The organism is Cohnella thailandensis, from assembly GCF_014212135.1.
GTDB classification, from domain to species: domain Bacteria; phylum Bacillota; class Bacilli; order Paenibacillales; family Paenibacillaceae; genus Cohnella; species Cohnella thailandensis.
On record NZ_JACJVQ010000013.1, the window covers coordinates 333,077 to 351,784 of the forward strand.

The following is an 18,708-nucleotide window of genomic DNA, read 5'->3' on the forward strand; positions in this document are numbered from 1 at the left end:
GCCGCAGCCCCCGAGTCTCTTTTGTACGTTGGAATGGCAGAGCCCGATTTCCGATGCCGAAGTCCTATCGGTTCCTCCAACTATACCCATCATAACGATCCGCGGCAGGTTTAGGTGTGATATAGATCACAGGGCTCGTTATTTTGAAAAATGGGGGATCGGCGGGTGAAAGCTCTCGTGCGTGAGGTCCGAATTGACGCCGATGGCCGCTCGGCTCCCTTCCGCCGCCGCGACGATCAATTGGGCCGGCGCGACGATCGCCGCGTCTCCCGCCGCGAACACTCCCTCGACGCTCGTGCGGCAAGCTTCGTCCGTCTCGATCCCGCCCGCTTCCGTCAGCTTGCAGCCGAGTTCGAGGTGGAGGTTGGCCGCTTGCGCCCAATCGGCGATGACGATCCCTCCCGTTCTGGCGGTTTCGGTACCGTCGGCGAACCGAATGGCTTGAAGATCGCCCTTCTCGCCTTCCAGCGACAGGATGGCGGACTCCTGGTAAGGGATATCGTTGTCCCGGAGGAAGGATCGGAGATCGGGCGAAAGGCCGTGCCCGTTGGTGCAGACAAGCACGTCTCGGCTCCACTGGGACAGCGTTTGCGCCATATGCGCCGCCTTGTACGGATCGTCCGAGATAACGGCGAGAGGCCGGTCTCTCATCTCATATCCGTCGCAATAGGGACAGCTGAACAAGCTCTTTCCATAATAGGACGCAAGTTCGGGTATGCCCGGAAGCGTCTCCGCGAGCCCGGTCGCGAGGATGATCTTGCGCGCCGAGAAGCCGCGACCCGACTTGGCGGATAGGCAAAAGCGATCGCCGTCCTTCCGGACGGAAACGACGATATCATGGCGATACTCGAGGGTCGGGTATTTGCGAAGCTCCTCATGGGCAAGCTCCCGGAACTCCGCCGGAGTAACGCCGTCGCGGGTCAAGTAACCGTGCGAATGCTTCGTCACGCGGTTGCGCGGCTTCTCGCCGTCCAAGAGGATCGTCCGCCTTCTCGCGCGGCCCAGCACGAGCGCCGCGCTCAACCCGGCAGGTCCTCCTCCTACTATCGCGCATTCGAACTCGTCATTAGTGCTCATCGTCATGGGACGGCGCTTGCCTCCTTGATGGGAAAAGAATGGGATGGAATACCTGAACCTGCGGTACCGGAACCTTTACAGTATGGACGAGTTCCGGCCGGGGTAAGCAACTCCTAGGGTTGGCGCCCGAAGCTATATTTTGTAGATGATCTCCATAATTCCGACGGGTTGCATACGAAGCTGCCTAGTTGTTTAGGGTTTGATCGGCTTACGGACATGAAAGACGCTTAAAGGCGCAAAAAAACAGGCATTCGAACCTAACGGTCATACGAGACTCTTATTTCTAGTTTTCTAGCTTAAGAGGATGGATATACGGAAATAAGGGTTTCTCATGTCCGCTAGACGTCGGCGGCCGGTTCCTTTCTCGTTTCTCCGGATACCCTCACAAACCAAACTTAGACATTAAGGCGCTATCCTGAAACAGATGAAGCCGCGCATTCGCGCGGCTTCTGCCGTTACATTGCAAGATTCCGTTTTCCGATAATGCTATGCCGCCTTTGTCGTTCTAGCCATTCTAATCATTCTTGCCCTTACCCGGTATTTTGTCTTTCTTGCCGGTATCCTTCATCACCACTTCGTACTGGTATGGCACGCTGTTGTTGGTGCCTTCGGGAGCGGCGAACGTCGTCATCATGAGAATTCGTTCGTATTTCGAGCTGCGGAGCAGGTCCGCAAGCTCGACGCGATCCGATTCCGACATGTTGATCAGGTCCCGCAAGCGGATGACTTTGACTTGGTTGTCGTTCCCTTTTCCCTTCTGCTTGTCGTAGTTCTTCATAAAGCCGATGAACTGAACCTGATAATTCACGTACTGGCCGGTCGCCTGCTCCAAGCTTACGAATCCGGAGGCGTCGGTCATCGGATCGATCACGGTTCCGTTCAGCCGCAGATCGGACAAGTACCAGCCGGCTTCGTTATAGCCCCAGTCCGTCAAGTAGCGGAACCCGAGCAGAATCTTCTTGCCGGCATAGGCGGACAGGTCGAACGTCTCCGTCTTCCAGCCTCCGGAGCTGCCCGTGAAGCCCGGCAGATTCGCCGCGATCTTCGGATAGCCTTCCTCGACCAGATCGCCGCGGGTATTCTCGTTGGCCAGCGACGTCCATGTTTGCCCTCCGTCCGCGGACACTTGCACGACGCCGAAGTCCCACTGCTCCTCGATATCGTAGCGGGTGTCGAAGCTGAGCTCGGGCGCCGTCTGTCCGGTCAGATCCAGCTCCTTGATCAGGAAGTTGTCGGCCAAGTCGCCCTGATTGCCCCACAGAACGGTACCGCGTTCGGGGTCCTCCGCCGGCGTCCAGTTCGTCTTCAGGAAGTCGAGACCTTGGAAATACAGGTGATCGATTTTCGAATTCGGGGTGATGACCTTGAAGTCGGTCCCCCATGCGGGAGTGACGTTGTCCGCAAGAATAGAGGAAGCGAAGTCGGGAGTCACGTCGATCGAGTCGAATTTGTAGGTGGAGGAATCGCCTTTATACCCGCCGTCCAGAACGACGGCCGTCATATAATCGGCGTACAGCTGGGCGAAGGATTTGCTAATGCCCGCCTGCGCAAGCGTATCCTCCACGCCGGTAATGCCGGTGGCCGGATTATGGAACAGGGACCGGATAAACGATTCGCCGAAGTGGTCGTACAGATACAGCTGGAAAAGATAAGCGTTGCCGTAATCGGCAAGGATCTGCAGATCCGACTGGTCGCCCCATAAGGTAAGGGAGTTCCGCAGGTTGGCAAGGAAGTTGTTCACGTGGTCGACGGAGTGGCCGTACCCGACCATGTATTGGGCGAAGTCCGACAAGCCTTCGTTGATGAAGTTCTCTTCGCCCGAGTCGGCATCCCGGTGCAGAAGATGCTGGAACTCGTGAGCGAATACGCCTTCGTAGAGATACGGCTTCGCCGCCGTCGGCCCCGTCCGGTTCGCCCAGTCGTACGCGTCGATCGTCATGACGTTGCGATCCGCAAAATCGCTGATCGTCGGAGAGAAATAGCCGGCGATATAGCTCGGATAAGCAGCGGTATAATAGCTTTGGTCCTTGATGTTGTCGATCAGGATGACGACGCGCCCGCTGTCGTCCTTGTACAAGCCGCCATAGCCTTCTTCCCCATTGCGCTCCGCCGGAGGCGCGAAGTACTCGATTTCTTGCGGGTAGATGCGCGTCTCGAATTCGTTAAGCAAATATCGGACCTGTTCGTCCGTAATTTGAACGGATCCGTTCCGCGGGTCTCCGTCCGGGAAGCTCAGATCGTTCGCCACCCACACTTCCCCGTTCTGCCCGACGGCTCGCAGAGTGAAGTTCGTCAGGGAATACTGGCCCGTGACGTCGTTGTTCGTCAGCCACGGCTTGACGGTGCCGACATCCGCTTCCGTCAGGCCGGCCGCGCCCAAGGCAGAGCGGGCCGCCGAAGCTCCGACGCCCGACAGGTCGAGCCGTCCTTCGGCCGCGACGCTCTCGAGAGTATCGGCCCTCAGCTTCGCGCCGACGTCCAGCACGCCGAGATTCCCGCTCCTGTCCTCCGCGGATACGGCCGGCGCCGCAACCGGCGCCAGCAAGCCGCCGACCAAAACCAGCGACGAAACCAGACCGACAAATTCGCGTTTACCCAAATCCAACTCCTCCTCTGATCGATTGGACTCGCCCTTAAAGGGCTATGTCACCAATCATAGCAAGGTGGGAATGATTAGGAAGTGCCTTCGTGACCAGAAGTCATAATTCGGCGATTACTCGAGCCGCATATCCTTTGGCCTAATCTTTGTCGGATTCGGTCGCGAAAGGATATCGGAGCGATGCCATTCGGAGTTGAATTTTCTCTCAAACAATCAAAAGCCCGCGAAAGGCGGCTCGAGAAAATCGAGACTCGACCTTTGCGGGCTAGAGTAATGAGGACTTGAGCATTCGGCCTAGAGAATCACGCGCTTGAGTATTGCGCGCTTGATTATTTCGAGCTTGAGCATTGCGGCTTGTTAACGATGCGCCCAGGCGACTTGGCCGAAGCGCAGCTCGTTCTTCAACTGGCGCGTATTCGTGTCCTTGTCGATGACGACGGCTTCGATGTTGAACAGCTCCGCCAGGTCAAGCATCTGCTCGGTCTTGACGACGAGCGAATAGACGGTGTGGTGAGCGCCGCCGGCCAGGATCCAGGCTTCGGCTCCGGCGTGAAGCGAAGGCTCCGGCTTCCACAGCACGCGCGCGACCGGCAGCTTCGGCATCTCCTTCTCGACGGCGACGCCTTGAACCTCGTTCACGATAAGGCGGAAGCGATTGCCGAGGTCGACGACGGAGACGTTGATCGCGGAGCCCGCCTTGCCGTCGAACACGATGCGGGCCGGATCGGCTTTGCCGCCGATGCCGAGCGGGTGAACCTCGATCCGGGGCTTCGTCTCCGCGAGCGTCGGGCACACCTCGAGCATGTGGGCGCCAAGCACCATCTCGTTGCCCGGTTCGAAGTGATAGGTGTAGTCTTCCATGAAGGACGTCCGCACGCCTCCCGCCACGATCTTCAGCAGGCGAGTGAGGGCAGCCGTCTTCCAGTCGCCTTCGCCCGCGAAGCCGTAGCCTTGCTCCATGAGCCGTTGGACCGCGAGACCCGGAAGCTGCTCCAGTCCGTGCAGATCCTCGAACGTCGTCGTGAATGCCGTGAAGCCGCCCTCGTCGAGGAACCGTTTGATCGCGATCTCAAGGCGAGCCTGATAGGCGATCGCGTCGCGAACCGGACCTGCCGCGCGGCCGGCTTCCGCGATCTCGTATTTCTCCGCGTATTCGCCGAGAAGCTTCTCGACTTCCGCTTCGGACACCGCGTTCACGTACTGGACGAGGTCGCCGACGCCGTACGTATTGACGGACCAGCCGAACTTGATCTCCGCCTCCACCTTGTCGCCTTCGGTGACGGCGACTTGGCGCATGTTGTCGCCGAAGCGGCAGACCTTCAGGCCGCGGCTCTCGTTATAGGCGACGGCCGTACGCTCCCATTCGCCGATGCGGGCGCGAACGGAGGAATCGCCCCAGTAGCCGACGACAACCTTGCGGGAGATGCCGAGGCGGGCGCCGATGAAGCCGTATTCGCGGTCGCCGTGAGCGGCTTGGTTCGTATTCATGAAGTCCATGTCGATCGTATCCCATGGAATGTCGCGGTTGTATTGCGTATGCAGGTGCAGCAGCGGCTTGCGAAGCTCGGTCAGCCCCGTAATCCACATCTTGGCCGGGGAGAACGTATGCATCCACGTGATGACGCCGGCGCAGTTCTCGTCGGCGTTCGCCGCGTTCAGGATGGCGCGGATCTCGGCGGGAGTCGTGACGACCGGCTTGAAGACGATAGGGAACGGAATCGCGGCATCGCCGGACAGGCTGCTCGCGATCTCGCTTGAATGCGCATTCACTTCTTCGAGCGTCTCCGGGCCGTACAGATGCTGGCTGCCGGTAATGAACCAGAACTCGTATGGTTTCAATTGAATCATCGGGATGCCTCCTGATAAATGAGTTAACTTGTACGTACATAATTTCAATCTCAGTTTACTCTGAATAGGCCGAATGATCAAGGTTTTCCGTTGTATTATTCCGAGTTTATGGACGAAACTCCGCAAAAATCGCTCAACTTGTACTTACAACACGAACAACCAAAGTCTGCAACCCGTACACGCAACGCCTGCAACCCGTACAAGCAAAACCTGCAACCCGTACAAGCAAAACCTGCAACCCGTACAAGCAAAATCGCCTCCCTCCTCGCCGCAAGGGCGATTCGAAAGGCGATTCGTTGCATTCGTCAGAAACTCGGCAGGTTATCCAGATTGTTCTCCTTGATGCCGTCGGCATTGGAGCGAAGATGCTCGTCACCGTCGCGTCCCCGGAAGACGTTCACGTTGGCGATTTGGCCTTGCTTCGCCATGGCCTGCGCTTCTTTGTAGCCGACGACGGTGCCGGATGAAAGCTGCAGCTCCACGATGTCCCCGTCCCCGTTCTTGCGGACGGCGACGACTTGTTCCGGATTCGAATCCATTGGCAACACCTCCTGTCGCAAGCTAGTATGCGACCAGGGAGGAAAAATCATGCAAACAGCGGAGAAATCGCAAACGCCGCTTCGTATCCCCGATCGGCCGGGAGCGTAAATTCCTCATGGACGGGAGCTCCCCAGCTGTCGTCGCCGCCTACTCCCATCTGTCTGCCGACTCGAACGACCGTGTGCTCCGTCTTCGGCAGCAGATGATGGTGGGTGGCGTTCTCCAGCTCGAACGGACTGTACGGCAGAGCGCTCCATTCGAACGCCGGTTCGCCGACGAACGCGAGTCCAACCCCCGCTTCGTTCCTGACCTCGGCAAACCGGACGTCCGTCTTGTTGCCGTGCTCCTGAGGCCGGAGGTAAGGCACGACCTGCCCGGCGACCGTTCCTTCGAACAAGCCGAGCCGCGCGCCGGTATGGCGATCCCGGTAGCTCTCGTGCGGACCGCGTCCATACCATCGGATCCGGTCGAAGCCGGAGCGGAGCGCCATGCGGACGCCAACCTCCGGAATCTCCGGCAGGCCGGCTCCCGGCTGCAAGCTCAGCTCGATCCGAACGGAACCGGAGGCGTCTACCTTGTAGATCATGCCGCAGTACGAGGCAAAAGGCGTCGTCGGAAGCTCGAACTGGGCGGAGACCGCAAGTTCCCCGGCCGTCTCCTTCCAATCGAACGAGACGAGCTTGCGGTTCAGGCTGGCTTCCCGCCAAGTCGCGCATCTCTCCGGATGCTTGTTGCCTATGTCGTTATCGGTGATCGCCCGCCAGAAGTTCGGTTCGACGGGCTCCGTAAGCAGCTCGGTTCCGTCGACCGAATAAGAGGCCAAAGCTCCCGACAAGCGATCGAAACGGACGGCGAAGCGGTCGGATTCCGCCGCTAGGAAGCCCGGCTCCTCCCGAACGGTCAAGTTCGCATGGCTTGCCGGAGCAGCGGCGCGATCATGACCCGCCCGAACCGGCAGAACGAATTGCCCGAAGGCGATCTCGTGTCCCGCTTCCGCCCAAGCCGTCGGTTCCCTGAGATAAACGCCGATCGTCAGCGCATACTCGATTCCGGCTTGAGCCTGCGCCGGGTAGGCTTCGCGCAAGTCGATTTCCGCCGTCTCGCCCGGAGACGCGCTCAGCTCGAACGTCCCTTCGCGGATTGTCTCGCCATTCCCCGTCAGCGTCCAGCCGAAGCGGAACTCGTTCAGGTTCGTAAACAGGAACCGGTTGATGGCCTTGAAGCGTCCTTTCTCCAGGTCGACGGAGTCGAACCGGACGTTCTGGTAACAGGCTTTGGCTTCCAGCAGCTTCGGCGAGACGGAACGATCCGCGAAGATCAATCCGTTGCCGCAGAAGTTGCCGTCGTGAGGAGACTCTCCGAAGTCGCCGCCGTAGGCCATGTGCCAGCCGCCGTCCTCATCCCGTACGCGAATCGCTTGATCGACCCAATCCCAGATAAAGCCGCCTTGCAGGATCGGGTGCTTGTCGAACAGCTCCGCGTACAGGTGCAAGCCGCCGCACGAATTGCCCATCGCGTGGCTGTATTCGCACAGGATAAACGGCTTCTTGGAGCCGGCGCCGTTCTCGGCCGCGACCGCGTACGCTTCGACGTCCGCCGGCTTCGTATACATCTGGCTCTCGATGTCGGAAGCCGCCTCCGACTTGCGGCAATGGAACACGCCCTCGTAGTGAACGACCCGGGACGGATCGCGTTCCTTGAAATAGTCGTGCATATGAAGGAAGTTGTCTCCGCCCCAGGACTCGTTGCCTAGCGACCAGATGATAATGGACGGATGGTTTTTGTCCCTCTCCAGCATCGAGGCGCTGCGATCGAGCACGTTCGCCTTCCACTCCGGCTTGCTCGCCGGCACCGTGTCGCCTTCCTCGTTCTGGTCCTGACCGTACTTCCAGCTGCCGTGCGTCTCCAGGTTCGTCTCGTCGATGACGTAGATCCCGTATTCGTCGCACAGCTCGTACCACTTCGGATGGTTAGGATAATGCGACGTGCGCACGGCGTTGATGTTGTGGCGCTTCATGAGCAGGACGTCCCGCACCATGTCCTCGTAGCCGAGCGCCCTGCCCGAATCGCAGGAGAACTCGTGGCGATTGACGCCCTTGAAGACGATCCGCTCCCCGTTGATCTTCATCAAGCCGTCCTCGATGGCGAAGCGGCGGAAGCCGATCCGGCAGCTTACCCATTGCGCTACCTCGCCGCCCGGCTCCTTGAGTCCGAGCACAAGCGTGTACAAATTCGGATTCTCCGCGCTCCACTTCAGGGGCTCCGTCACCTCGACCGCTCCGTCAAGCAGGCAGATCCCCTTTTCCCCGAATCGCCCTTGCAGCTCCAGAGGCTCCTCCAGCACGGCCGCGCCGTCCCGATACAGCTGGGCGATAACGCGCGTCTCGGACTGCTCTTCCGGGTAATCCTCTACTTTGGCTTCGATTCGCAAACGGCCGTTTCGAAGCTCCTCGTCGAGCTCGGGACGGGCGAAGAAGTCCACGATGCTCGTCGCCCGGGAAGAGTACAGATAAACCTCGCGGAAAATCCCGCTTAACCGCCAGAAATCCTGGTCCTCCAGCCAGCTCGCGTCGCACCAGCGGTACACTTCGACCGCAAGCGTGTTCGTCCCCTCGACGAGATAGGGGGTCAAATCGAACTCCGCCGGGGTGAACGTGTCCTCGCAGTATCCGACCAGATCGCCGTTAAGCCAGACGTAGAAGGCCGATTCGACGCCCTGGAAGCTGATGCGAACGGGCTGTCCCTCCCAATGGCTCGGCACCTCGAAAGTCCGCAGATAGGAGCCGACCGGGTTGTACTTCGTGGGAGCGAACGGCGGGACGAGCTCCTCTTGGCGAATCCAAGGGTAATTGACGTTCGTGTATTGCGGGTAGTCGTACCCTTGCAGCTGCCAATGCGACGGAACCGGGATGTCGTCCCAACCGGAATAATCGAAGCCTTGCTCGTAGAAGTTCCGGACTCTCTCTTCCGGATTCTTCGCCCAAGAGAACTTCCAAGTGCCGTTCAGCGACAAGTAATAGGGAGATTGCTCCCGTTCGCCTCGCAGCGCTTCCTCCAAGGTGTCGTAGCTGATCAGGGTGGCATGGGCCGGAAGACGGTTCAGCTGGAAAATGTCCGGGTTGTTGTTCCATTCCGGGTACCCGTTCTCGGGCGGCGTGTAGCGGAATTTCGGTCGAGTCATGGTTATCTTTGCCCCGCTTCGCTTAAGATTGTCGTGCTTTACCGGTTCGTGCGAATCTCGTAGCATAAGCCTGCTTCGGTCAGCCATGTCGCATAGCCTTCTTGATCGCTGACCGCAAGCAGTCGTCCGTCCTGCGAGAATGCCGAGATGGACGCCTTGTCGCTTGCTCGCGCTTTAATCGTGCCGCCGAGCAGCGCACGGATCTTGGCGGTCAGCAGCCGTCCGTCCTTCCATTCCAGATCGACTTCGAACCCGCCGCGCGCGCGCAGACCGGAGATCGAGCCGTCCGGCCATGCGCTCGGAAGCGCGGGCAACAGCTCCATGCAACCCAAATGGGATTGCAGCAGCATCTCCGCGATTCCGGCGGTCGCCGCGAAGTTGCCGTCGATCTGGAACGGCGGGTGGGCGTCGAACAGGTTCGGATAGACGCCTCCGCCTTCAGGCTTCTCGCTATTCGAGCGAACGAGCGTCAGCAGGTTGGAAACCAGCTTCAGGGAGCGGTCTCCTTCCCGGAACCGGGACCAGAGGCCGATTTTCCAACCGAGGCTCCAGCCGGTGCCGGCATCCCCGCGGCGCTCCAGCGAGCGTCTGGCGGCCGCGAACAAATCCGGCGTCTCCTCCGCCGTCAGCTGCCTGCCGGGATAAACGCCGAACAGATGGGACACATGGCGGTGATGGACGTCCTCGTCCTCGAAGTCTTGGGACCATTCCTGAAGCTGGCCGTACTTGCCGATCTGAAGCGGAAGCAGCTTCTCCAACGCATCCGCCAGCTCCTCCCGGAAGCTCTCGTCGATTCCAAGGTCCGAGGCGGCCTGACAGCAGTTCGTGAACAAGTCCCAGATGAGCATGAGATCCATGGTGGAGGCGATGCTCAAACTCGTCCGGGGTCCGTCCGGATCGTGAGGATTGACGAATCTGTGCTCCGGCGAAGTTGACGGCGCCGTGACGAGTCGGCCTTCTCCGTTGTCATATAGCCAATCCAGGCAGAACAGGGCCGCTTCCTTCATGATCGGATAGCCCTTCGCTCGCAGCCACTCCTTATCCGGATGGAAGGCATAATGCTCCCATAGATGCTGCGAGAGCCACGCTCCGGCCATCGGCCAGAAAGCCCAGGACGGATCGCCGTGGCCGAAAGCGCCGACGGGGTCGGAGTGGGCCCAGATGTCCGAATTGTGGTGGGCGGTCCAGCCTCTCGCGCCGTAGTTGACCTCGGCCGTCCGGGCTCCGGTTACCGACAGGTTGCTTATAAAATCGAGCAGAGGCGTATGGCACTCCGCGAGATTGCACGTCTCCGCCGGCCAATAGTTCATCTCGGCGTTGATGTTCAGCGTCCAGTTGCTGCTCCACGGCGGACGGGTCTCCTCGTTCCAGATGCCCTGCAGGTTCGCGGGCTGGGTCCCGGGCCTGGAGCTGGCGATCATCAAATAACGCCCGTATTGGAACAGCAGCTCGACCAGCCCCGGATCGCCGGCGCCGAATCGCTCGATTCGCTCGTCGGTCGGCAGGTCCGGCTCGGCTACGGAAGGTCCCAGGTTCAGCTTCACCCGGCGAAAAAGGCTGCCGTAATCGGCTTGGTGGCCGGCCAGCAATTGCTCGTCCGAGCGGCTCAGGGCAGCCCGCAGCGCCGATTCCGCCTTGCCGAGCTCGTCGATGTCCGTCCGCCCCGGGACGCGGTCGAAGCAGCCGAAGCTTGTCGCCGCCGTCAGGATCAGCGTCGCGTTCGTCGCTCCGCATACGTACAGTCCTCCGGCATCGACTTCGGCTTGCCCGCCTTCCAGACGCACGCCCAGGAGAGCGGCGAAGCGCATTCCGTCCGTTTCTCCGGCGGCGTCATAAACGAACGGGGCATCGCTCGGATAATAGTTCGGATCGGCATGCTTGGGCGCGACTCCTCTCAGGACGAGATGGGAGCCCGGCGCCGACGTTCTCGAACGAAGCAGACTGTCCAGTCTCGCCGCGAAGCTCAACGCTCCGGGTTTGCTGCAGGACAATTTCAAGACGATTGCCTGATCGGGATGAGAGGCGTAAATCTCCCTCGTATACGTCGCGTCCCCGAGATCGTACTCGACCCGTACGACAGCATCGTTCAGGTCGAGCTCCCGCGTATAACGGGAGCGCGCGAAGTTGCCGTGCTCGAAGCTGATCGTCAGATGGCCGAGGGGCAAGTAAGATTGGGCATACGGGCCGAGCATCTCGCTGCGGCACCGCTCTACCGCCTCCGCGTATTTCTCCTCGGCGAGCAGCCTCCGGATTTCGGGCAATGCGGCCTTGGCCCGAGGGTTCGTGCCGTCCTTCGGCCCTCCCGACCACAGCGTGTCCTCGTTCAATTGAAGCTTCTCGGTCTCGATTCCGCCGTAGACCATCGCTCCCAACCGGCCGTTGCCGATCGGAAGAGCTTCGGTCCATTCCTTGGCTGGTTTGCGATAATGGAGTTTCATCGGTTTAGAGCACGGCTCCCTCTCTCTCGATAATCAGAACCCCTCTTGCCGGCACGACGACGGTGCCGGAAGCCTCCTTGCCCGTCAGCAGATCGACTCCTCCCGCGTTCGGTTCCAATTCGACCTTCGAATCCTCCGCGTTGTGGTTAAGCAGGAACAGGAACGACTTGTCTCCCTTGACTCGTTCGGCGGCTTCGACGCCGGAAGGAACGTTCGCCAGCGGCCTGATCCCCTTGTCCGCGCACAGCTTCGACATGAAGTCGACCATGAAGCGCTCGTCCGGGCTGGTCGCCACGTACCAAGCCTCGCCTTGGCCGAACTTGTTCACCGTCAGCGCCGGCATTCCCTTGTAGAAATCGGAGCCGTAGGAGGCCAGAACCTCCGCCCCTTCGGAGTGGATCAAGTCGCACAGAAGGCCGCATTCGTACGTTCCGTTAAGGGCGCCGTTCGATCCGTTCATGACGACCTGGTTGGTCGCTCCCGGGAATAGGGCATCGATCTCTTCGGCCCAGATTCCGAGCACCTTGCGAAGCTCGCCCGGATACCCGCCGACCGTGACGAGATCGTTCTCGTTCACGATGCCGCTGAAGAACGTCGTGACGAACGTGCCGCCCGCTTCCACGAACTTCTCGATCCGCTTGGCGTAGCCTTGCTTCACCATATACAGAACCGGAGCGATGACGATGTCATAGCCGGACAGATCCGTCTCGACGCCGATCATGTCCGCTTGGATGCCGAGCTTGAACAAGGCGTCGTAGTATTTGTGGACTTCGTTCTGATACTTCAGGGCGACCGTCGGACCGCTCGTCAGATCCGTCGCCCACCGGTTCTCCCAGTCGTAGACGAGCGCGACGCGCGCGTTGGGACGGGAATCGAGCAGGCGGTCTCCGAGCCGCCGAAGCTCGCGGCCCAGCTCGGCGGATTCTCGGAACACGCGGGTATGCTCGTGGCCGACGTGCTCGATCACCGCGCCGTGGTACTTCTCGCAAGCGCCGATCGAACGGCGGAGCTGGAAGAACATGACCGTGTCCGCGCCGCGGGCGACCGCTTGGTAGCTCCAGAGGCGCATGACGCCCGGGCGCTTCAGGGAATTGTACGGCTGCCAGTTCTGTTGGCTCGGCGTCTGTTCCATCAGCATGAACGGCTGGCCTTGCTTAAGCCCGCGCATCAGGTCGTGCGTCATCGCCGTCAGGCTGACCGGCGTATCGAGAGACGGGTAGTTGTCCCAGGAGACGACGTCCATGTGCTTCGCCCATTCGAAATAATCGAGCTCCGGATAGAAGCCCATCAGGTTCGTCGTGACCGGCACGTCCGGCGTATGCTTCTTGATGGCGTCGTATTCCAGACGGTAGCAGTCGAGCAGGCTCTCGGATTGGAAGCGGCGGTAATCGATCGAGATGCCTTGGAAGTTCGTGCGGTTGCCGTCCCATTCTTCCGACAGGGCGTTCGGAGGCACGATTTCGTCCCATTCGTAGAACGTATGGCCCCAGAAACGGGTATTCCACGCTTTGTTCAAGGCGTCGATCGAGCCGTAACGCTTCCGAAGCCAGACGCGGAACGCTTCCGCGCAGTTGTCGCAGTAGCAATAGCCGCCGTACTCGTTCGAGACGTGCCAGATAAGCAGAGCGGGATGATCCTTGTAGCGCTCCGCGAGCTTATCCGCGATTCGGGCGGAATACTTGCGGTAAACAGGGCTGTTCGGGCAGGAATTGTGCCGGCCGCCGAACTTGCGCTTGCGTCCGTTGTAGTCGACGCGCGTCACCTCCGGGTACTTCTTCGCCATCCAGGCCGGATGGGCTCCGGTGCTCGTCGCGAGGCAGATGCCGACTCCGTTCTTGTGGAGACGCTCGATAGTCTCGTCCAGCCATGCGAAGTCGTACTCGTCTTCGCTAGGCTGGCTCAGCGCCCAGGAGAATACGTTGATCGTCGCGACGTCGATGCCCGCGAGCTTGAAGAGGCGATCGTCCTCCGCCCATGTATCCGCTTCCCATTGTTCCGGGTTATAATCTCCGCCGTACCAGATTTTCGGCAATTTGTCGTTTATCAAGATGGACACTCCTTCGAAGGTAATGAGGATGATATAAGGATATCTCTATATTAATTCATGCCGGAGTGCGCTAAAATATAATCATCTTGTAGGCGAATATAAGAATATGACAAAGGAGTCGGAAGCCATTGAGAAGATTCGTGCTGACGAACGGACAAGGGCATACCCTGCCGATCTTCGTCGAGACGGTCGGATCGGCCAGGGAAGCGGACAAGATGATCCGCAGCGACGGATATCCTTATTATCACTGGCTTCAGACGGTCGGAGGCGAGGGCGTATTCAGCGTCGGCGGCCGAAGCTTCTCCCTTCCCGTGAACAGCGGCATCCTCGTCCAGCCCGGAGTCCCTCATTCGTACGAGACCAAAGGCAGCTCCTGGAATACCGCTTATCTCACGTTCGGAGGTCCTACCGCGCGCGAGCTGCTTCAATCCCTCAATCTGCTCGAGACGGCGCCTTTGCACTGGGAAGAGGACTCTCCCCTTCCGGACTTTCTCGAAGGGATGCTGGACCGGCTGGAGGAAGGCAATGACCTGTTCGGCCTCTCCGCTTCGGCGGATGCCTACCGCTTCCTCATCACGCTGCGTCAATACGGCTCGCTCGACAGCCGTTCCGCGATGATGCGCAGCTCCGAGAAGCTTCGTCCCTTGCTGGAATGGATGGAACGCAGCTACGTCAACGCCGATATCGGCCTCACCGAGATGACCGAGGTGCTGGGCATGCCCGCCAGCACGCTTAACGTCTTGTTCCGCAGCACGTTCGGCGTGTCGCCGTACGTCTATCTCATTCAGCTCCGCCTTCGCAAGGCGAAGGAGCTGCTGATCAACGAGCCGGGCGCCGCCGTGAAGCAGATCGCCGAGCTCGTCGGCTTCCGCGACTCCAGCCACTTCGTGGCCACGTTCAGACGCAAGACCGGACTGCCTCCGGAGCAATACCGCCGGCTGTACGGAAGTTAAGATGAGGAGGCCGATTCGGCAAATGAACGACGACAACCGAACGACAAAGACCTGGGCCGAGGAGATCTCCGCTCACTTGAAGGACCGATTCGGCTTGAAGGTTCTCGAAGCGTTCCCTATCGACAAGGGATGGATCAACGTGAAGTGGCGGATGATGACCGACGACGGTCCTCGTTTCGTTAAGTTTTATCATCCGGACCGGTACAAGCTTCATCTTCGGCCGGAACGCAGAAGCGCGATGGAGAACACTCTCCGGCTTCAGCAAGGCCTGCATTCGAACGGAGTGCCGAGCCCCCAAGTCTATCTGCATGAAGGGAAGGCTTTACAACAGACTCGCTCCGGGCTGATCTATACGTTGCAAGGATGGGCTGACGGCGCGACGCTCGAAGCCGGCGCCTTCAACTGCGCTCAGATGGCCGATCTGGGGGAAGCCGCCGGGCGAATGCATCGTTGGCTCGCTCAGGTTCCTCCCGCGGACAAGCCGGCATGGCAGCCGGACAAAGCCGCTTATCTGGAAGAATGGAAGAACAATTGGCGCAAAGCAGCCGAGGCGGGCGACCAAACGGTGCTGGGGTGGCTCGAACGGTCGCGAGCGCGGGTAGCGGCGATGGATTTCTCGTTGTTCGAGAACAGTCCGACCGGCTGGCTCCATTGGGACCTCTGGTCCGACAACCTGCTGTTCCGGGATCAGCGCCTCGCCGGCATCGTCGATTACGACCGCATGGCGATGGCTTATCCGGAGATCGACGTCGCCCGCGCGATTTTGTCCGGCGCCTTGCAGCGCGGCGAGCTTCGTTCGGACGCCGTTCAAGCTTTCATGGAGGGCTACCGCGCCCATCATCCCGCCCCTCCCGGCATGGTCTCGCGCGCGATTCGGATGCTCTACCTAATCGAATCCATCTGGTGGCTTCGCGCCGACGTCCGGCAAGAAAGCGAGCTGACCGGCTTGCTTCGGCGATTCATCGAAGAGATCCAATGGATCGAGGAGCATATGGACGAGCTGGCGGAGATGCTGGATGGAGAGTAGAAAAGAAGGAGATAGACGGAGGCGCCTCCTCCCAGATTGAATCGTACGCCATACGTTGTAAACAGAAACAGCGCAAGGATCGCTCCCTGCGCTGTTTCGATATTCTTATCGCGTCGTCTCACGGCCGCCGGACAGAAGCCTCTCGACTTCGGCCAGCTTCGGCAGCCCTTCCCAGTCGCCCTTGTATTGGGTAGCGAGCGCCCCCATCAGATTCGCTCGGTTAAGCGCATGCTGCAGCCGTTCGGCATCCTCGCCTTCCGGATCGCGAGTGAGCCAGGAGGACAGGAAGCCCGCGGCGAACGCATCCCCCGCGCCGACCGTGTCCACCACATGCTTGACCTTGCGCGGATTGGCCCGGTAGGCGGCCATCGGCGTGAAACCGATGGAGCCTTCTTCTCCAAGCTTGAGCACGACAGCCTTCGCTCCGAGAGCCAAAAAGTGGGCGCCGTAGCCCTCCTCCGTCATCTCGCCGACCAGGAATTCGGCTTCTTCCAGTCCCGGCATGAAAACGTCGCACAAGGGAATCAAGGAAAGAAGCGTTTCTCGGGCCAGCTCCTCGCTCCAGAGCTTGCGGCGCAGGTTCGGGTCGAAGGAGACCGTCAGACCTTGCTTCCGCGCTTCCTTCATCGCCGCTCTTACCGCATCGGCCGTGCCGTCTCCGAGAGCCGGGGTGATTCCGGTCACGTGAAGATGGCCCGCCCCTTCGAACCATTCGGCTTGGACATGGTCTGCCGTCAGCTTGCTGGCAGCCGAGCCTCTGCGGTAGTAATAGACGTTAGGATCGCCGTATCCTTTGAATTCCTTGAAATAGACCGCCGTCGGGAAAGCGCCGTCTCTCTCGGCCAAGCCGACGTCGATTCCTTCGCCCGCCAGCGTCGAGAGGATCAGATCGCCGAACGGATCCGTGCCGAGCCGGCTGATCCAGCGCACCTTCAAGCCCAGTCGGGAAAGGCCGATCGCCACGTTGGATTCCGCCCCCGCAATCGAACGGGTAAATAGCGGCGCGTAGGCAAGAGGCCCCTCGTTCATCGGCTGAAGGAGCACCATGCTCTCTCCGATCGTAACTACGTCCACGCTCCGTCCGTTGCCGTTGGTCATTTTGTCCCCTTAACCTCCGCAACGAACGCTTGGGCCAGCTTGGTCAGCTCGTCGAACTTGCCGTCCTTCACGAGCTGCTTGTCCACCAGGTTGCCTCCAAGACCGACGGCGATGGCCCCCGCATCGAGAACCGTCCGGATGTTGGTCAGATTGACGCCGCCCGTCGCCACCATCGGAATATGGTTCAACGGAGCCCGTACTTCCTTCAAATAATTCACGCCGAGAGCCCCCATCGGGAAAACCTTTACCGCGGACGCCCCCGCCTTATAAGCGCGAACGATCTCGGAAGGCGTCATCGTTCCCGGCCAGACGTCGACTCCCTGCTCCACGCCGTAATAGACGACCTCTTCATCCAGGTTAGGCGAAATGATATATTCCGCGCCGGCCGCTACCGCTTCCTTGGCTTGACCGAGGTCGAGCACCGTGCCCGCTCCGATTCTCATGCGTCCTTCATACTTTTCCTTAAAACGGGAGATCATGCCTAGCGCGCCGTCCGTATTGAGAGTGACCTCGAGAAAAACGATCCCCCCTTGGTACAGCGCCTCCGCTGTCGCGTCTCCGGACTCGGCGGAGATTCCGCGGATGATGGCGACGATTTTCTCTTCGGACAAAGCTTGCAATAAGTTCGTGGACATTGGATCAGATACCCCTTTCGGCCAAGTCTTGCGATAACTCGACCCTCGCTTTATTCTTATGTGCTCGCACTGTCAAGCCTTTCGTCAACAGTTTACCACTACCTGCGGAAGATTGGGAAGAAAATAAACCGAGTTCATCCATCACTTTTCCGCGTAAGACGGCCTATTCCGGACCGAGTAGCTTCATTGTAATCCGGCCTTGCGCAAGACGAAATAGCTCCTATTGACGCGAAAGTACTCTTTTTTAACCTAAAAAAGGCTCCCGCTCCATAGCAAGAACGGAAACCCGGTCATGATTCGTTTGGCGATTACTGGGCGGCTGACGAGCCCGAAGCGGCGGCTTGCTCGCCGGCTTGTCCCTGGCCTTGTCCTTGAGGTCCGCCTTGGCCGCCGCGCCCCATGCCCCCGCCGAAGCCGCCGAGCTTGATCGTCGCCGCTTCCTGCGTTCCTTCGGTCAGCCAGATCGTCAGAACATCGTCCGCCTTAAGTTCGGATAACGCCACGTCCGTCGTCGTCACTTCGTTGTTCTCGAAGGAAGTCTTCTGGATGACGGTGGCGTCGGTCACCGCGATGTCGACCGTCTCCTCCGTGAACATGTTCGCCATCCCGCCGCCTTGCGGGCGTCCTCCGCCGTTGCCGCCGTCCGGCGCTCCGCTCGGAGCCGCCTGTCCATCCGCCGCGGCTTGCGCGTCTGCCGAAGCTTGCCCATCGGCCGGAGCTTGTCCGCCGTTCGCGTCCGGAGCGCCGCTTGGCGGTTGTCCCCCATCGCCTCCCGGACCGCCCTGCCCTCCTTGGCCTCTCATGCCGCCGCCCATTTGGCTTGGATCGATGCTGGACTTATACACCGTGATCGTGTTGCCGTTGATGCTCTTGATCTTGCCCAGCATGTCCGCGGCATTGCCGTTCTCGTCGACCATGCCCCCGCCGAAGCCGCCGCCGGGTCCGCCTTGGCCTTGAGCCTGTTGAGTCGCGCCGGCGTCCGCCTGTACCTGGGCTCCTTCGCTTGCCGCGTTATCCGTATTGTTCGATCCGCAGCCGGACAGCAAGGCCACCGCGAGCGCGCCGCCAATCGCCAGATTCCATTTCTTGATCGCCATAGATTTATCTTCCTCCCATTTCGCTAACTAATAGGGAAGGTACCACGCTTGTGTGAACGGACGATGAATGGCAGCTTAGCGGCGGCTAAAAAATCTTCCCGCATTTGGCGGCGCCTGCGACGAGAAGTCGAGGGGGACGCGCTAGCGCGATGAGCGGGTCGGCGGCAC

General features: G+C 60.0%; 12 protein-coding genes. 2 read left to right on the plus strand and 10 right to left on the minus strand.

What is annotated here, in order from left to right; genetic code table 11:
* Nucleotides 1-138: 138 nt before the first annotated feature.
* The 7 genes from H7B67_RS15815 to H7B67_RS15845 all read right to left on the minus strand — a co-directional run bounded on the left by H7B67_RS15815 (nt 139) and on the right by H7B67_RS15845 (nt 13,730).
* On the minus strand, nt 139-1,083 hold the full coding sequence (locus H7B67_RS15815; protein WP_245363645.1) for an NAD(P)/FAD-dependent oxidoreductase: 945 nt from the start codon (nt 1,081-1,083) through the stop codon (nt 139-141).
* Nucleotides 1,084-1,591: 508 nt separating this feature from the next.
* On the minus strand, nt 1,592-3,676 hold the full coding sequence (locus H7B67_RS15820) for a choice-of-anchor J domain-containing protein (protein WP_185120802.1): 2,085 nt from the start codon (nt 3,674-3,676) through the stop codon (nt 1,592-1,594).
* A gap of 357 nt (nt 3,677-4,033) precedes the next feature.
* On the minus strand, nt 4,034-5,524 hold the full coding sequence (gene araA, locus H7B67_RS15825; protein WP_185120803.1) for an L-arabinose isomerase: 1,491 nt from the start codon (nt 5,522-5,524) through the stop codon (nt 4,034-4,036).
* A gap of 305 nt (nt 5,525-5,829) precedes the next feature.
* The gene (locus H7B67_RS15830; protein WP_185120804.1) at nt 5,830-6,063 is read right to left on the minus strand and encodes a DUF3892 domain-containing protein; all 234 of its coding nucleotides are present in this window, start codon (nt 6,061-6,063) and stop codon (nt 5,830-5,832) included.
* A 47-nt stretch (nt 6,064-6,110) separates the two neighbouring features.
* Nucleotides 6,111-9,245 (minus strand): beta-galactosidase, LacZ type, encoded by a 3,135-nt coding sequence (gene lacZ / locus H7B67_RS15835; RefSeq protein ID WP_185120805.1) that lies wholly within the window; start codon nt 9,243-9,245, stop codon nt 6,111-6,113.
* A 38-nt stretch (nt 9,246-9,283) separates the two neighbouring features.
* The gene (locus H7B67_RS15840) at nt 9,284-11,683 is read right to left on the minus strand and encodes a glycoside hydrolase family 95 protein (RefSeq protein WP_185120806.1); all 2,400 of its coding nucleotides are present in this window, start codon (nt 11,681-11,683) and stop codon (nt 9,284-9,286) included.
* Nucleotides 11,684-11,687: 4 nt separating this feature from the next.
* On the minus strand, nt 11,688-13,730 hold the full coding sequence (locus H7B67_RS15845) for a beta-galactosidase (protein ID WP_185120807.1): 2,043 nt from the start codon (nt 13,728-13,730) through the stop codon (nt 11,688-11,690).
* A 128-nt stretch (nt 13,731-13,858) separates the two neighbouring features.
* Here H7B67_RS15845 and H7B67_RS15850 point away from each other — a divergent pair, with 128 nt between their 5' ends.
* Nucleotides 13,859-14,683: an AraC family transcriptional regulator gene (locus H7B67_RS15850; RefSeq protein ID WP_245363647.1), complete on the plus strand. Its 825-nt coding sequence runs from the start codon at nt 13,859-13,861 to the stop codon at nt 14,681-14,683.
* 22 nt (nt 14,684-14,705) lie between these two features.
* A complete protein-coding gene (locus H7B67_RS15855; protein ID WP_185120808.1) occupies nt 14,706-15,710 on the plus strand; it encodes a phosphotransferase enzyme family protein in 1,005 nt (334 codons plus the stop codon).
* 105 nt (nt 15,711-15,815) lie between these two features.
* On the opposite strand, the gene H7B67_RS15860 is transcribed toward H7B67_RS15855, so the two are convergent.
* The 3 genes from H7B67_RS15860 to H7B67_RS15870 form a co-directional block, all read right to left on the minus strand.
* Nucleotides 15,816-16,808 (minus strand): sugar kinase, encoded by a 993-nt coding sequence (locus H7B67_RS15860; RefSeq protein ID WP_185120809.1) that lies wholly within the window; start codon nt 16,806-16,808, stop codon nt 15,816-15,818.
* Nucleotides 16,805-17,443 carry a bifunctional 4-hydroxy-2-oxoglutarate aldolase/2-dehydro-3-deoxy-phosphogluconate aldolase gene (locus H7B67_RS15865; RefSeq protein WP_185120810.1) on the minus strand — a complete coding sequence of 213 codons (639 nt, stop codon included), beginning with the start codon at nt 17,441-17,443 and terminating at the stop codon, nt 16,805-16,807. Before H7B67_RS15865 ends, H7B67_RS15860 begins: the two co-directional genes overlap by 4 nt.
* Nucleotides 17,444-17,751: 308 nt before the next feature.
* On the minus strand, nt 17,752-18,540 hold the full coding sequence (locus tag H7B67_RS15870; protein ID WP_185120811.1) for a hypothetical protein: 789 nt from the start codon (nt 18,538-18,540) through the stop codon (nt 17,752-17,754).
* Nucleotides 18,541-18,708: the final 168 nt, after the last annotated feature.

Excerpts from the sequence above, each read along its gene's own strand:
- H7B67_RS15855 (WP_185120808.1), top strand. The coding sequence starts at position 14,706 with ATGAACGACGACAACCGAACGACAAAGACCTGGGCCGAGGAGATCTCC.
- araA (WP_185120803.1), bottom strand. The coding sequence starts at position 5,524 with ATGATTCAATTGAAACCATACGAGTTCTGGTTCATTACCGGCAGCCAG.
- H7B67_RS15860 (WP_185120809.1), bottom strand. The coding sequence starts at position 16,808 with ATGACCAACGGCAACGGACGGAGCGTGGACGTAGTTACGATCGGAGAG.
- H7B67_RS15815 (WP_245363645.1), bottom strand. The coding sequence starts at position 1,083 with ATGACGATGAGCACTAATGACGAGTTCGAATGCGCGATAGTAGGAGGA.
- H7B67_RS15840 (WP_185120806.1), bottom strand. The coding sequence starts at position 11,683 with ATGAAACTCCATTATCGCAAACCAGCCAAGGAATGGACCGAAGCTCTT.
- H7B67_RS15830 (WP_185120804.1), bottom strand. The coding sequence starts at position 6,063 with ATGGATTCGAATCCGGAACAAGTCGTCGCCGTCCGCAAGAACGGGGAC.
- H7B67_RS15865 (WP_185120810.1), bottom strand. The coding sequence starts at position 17,443 with ATGTCCACGAACTTATTGCAAGCTTTGTCCGAAGAGAAAATCGTCGCC.
- H7B67_RS15870 (WP_185120811.1), bottom strand. The coding sequence starts at position 18,540 with ATGGCGATCAAGAAATGGAATCTGGCGATTGGCGGCGCGCTCGCGGTG.
- lacZ (WP_185120805.1), bottom strand. The coding sequence starts at position 9,245 with ATGACTCGACCGAAATTCCGCTACACGCCGCCCGAGAACGGGTACCCG.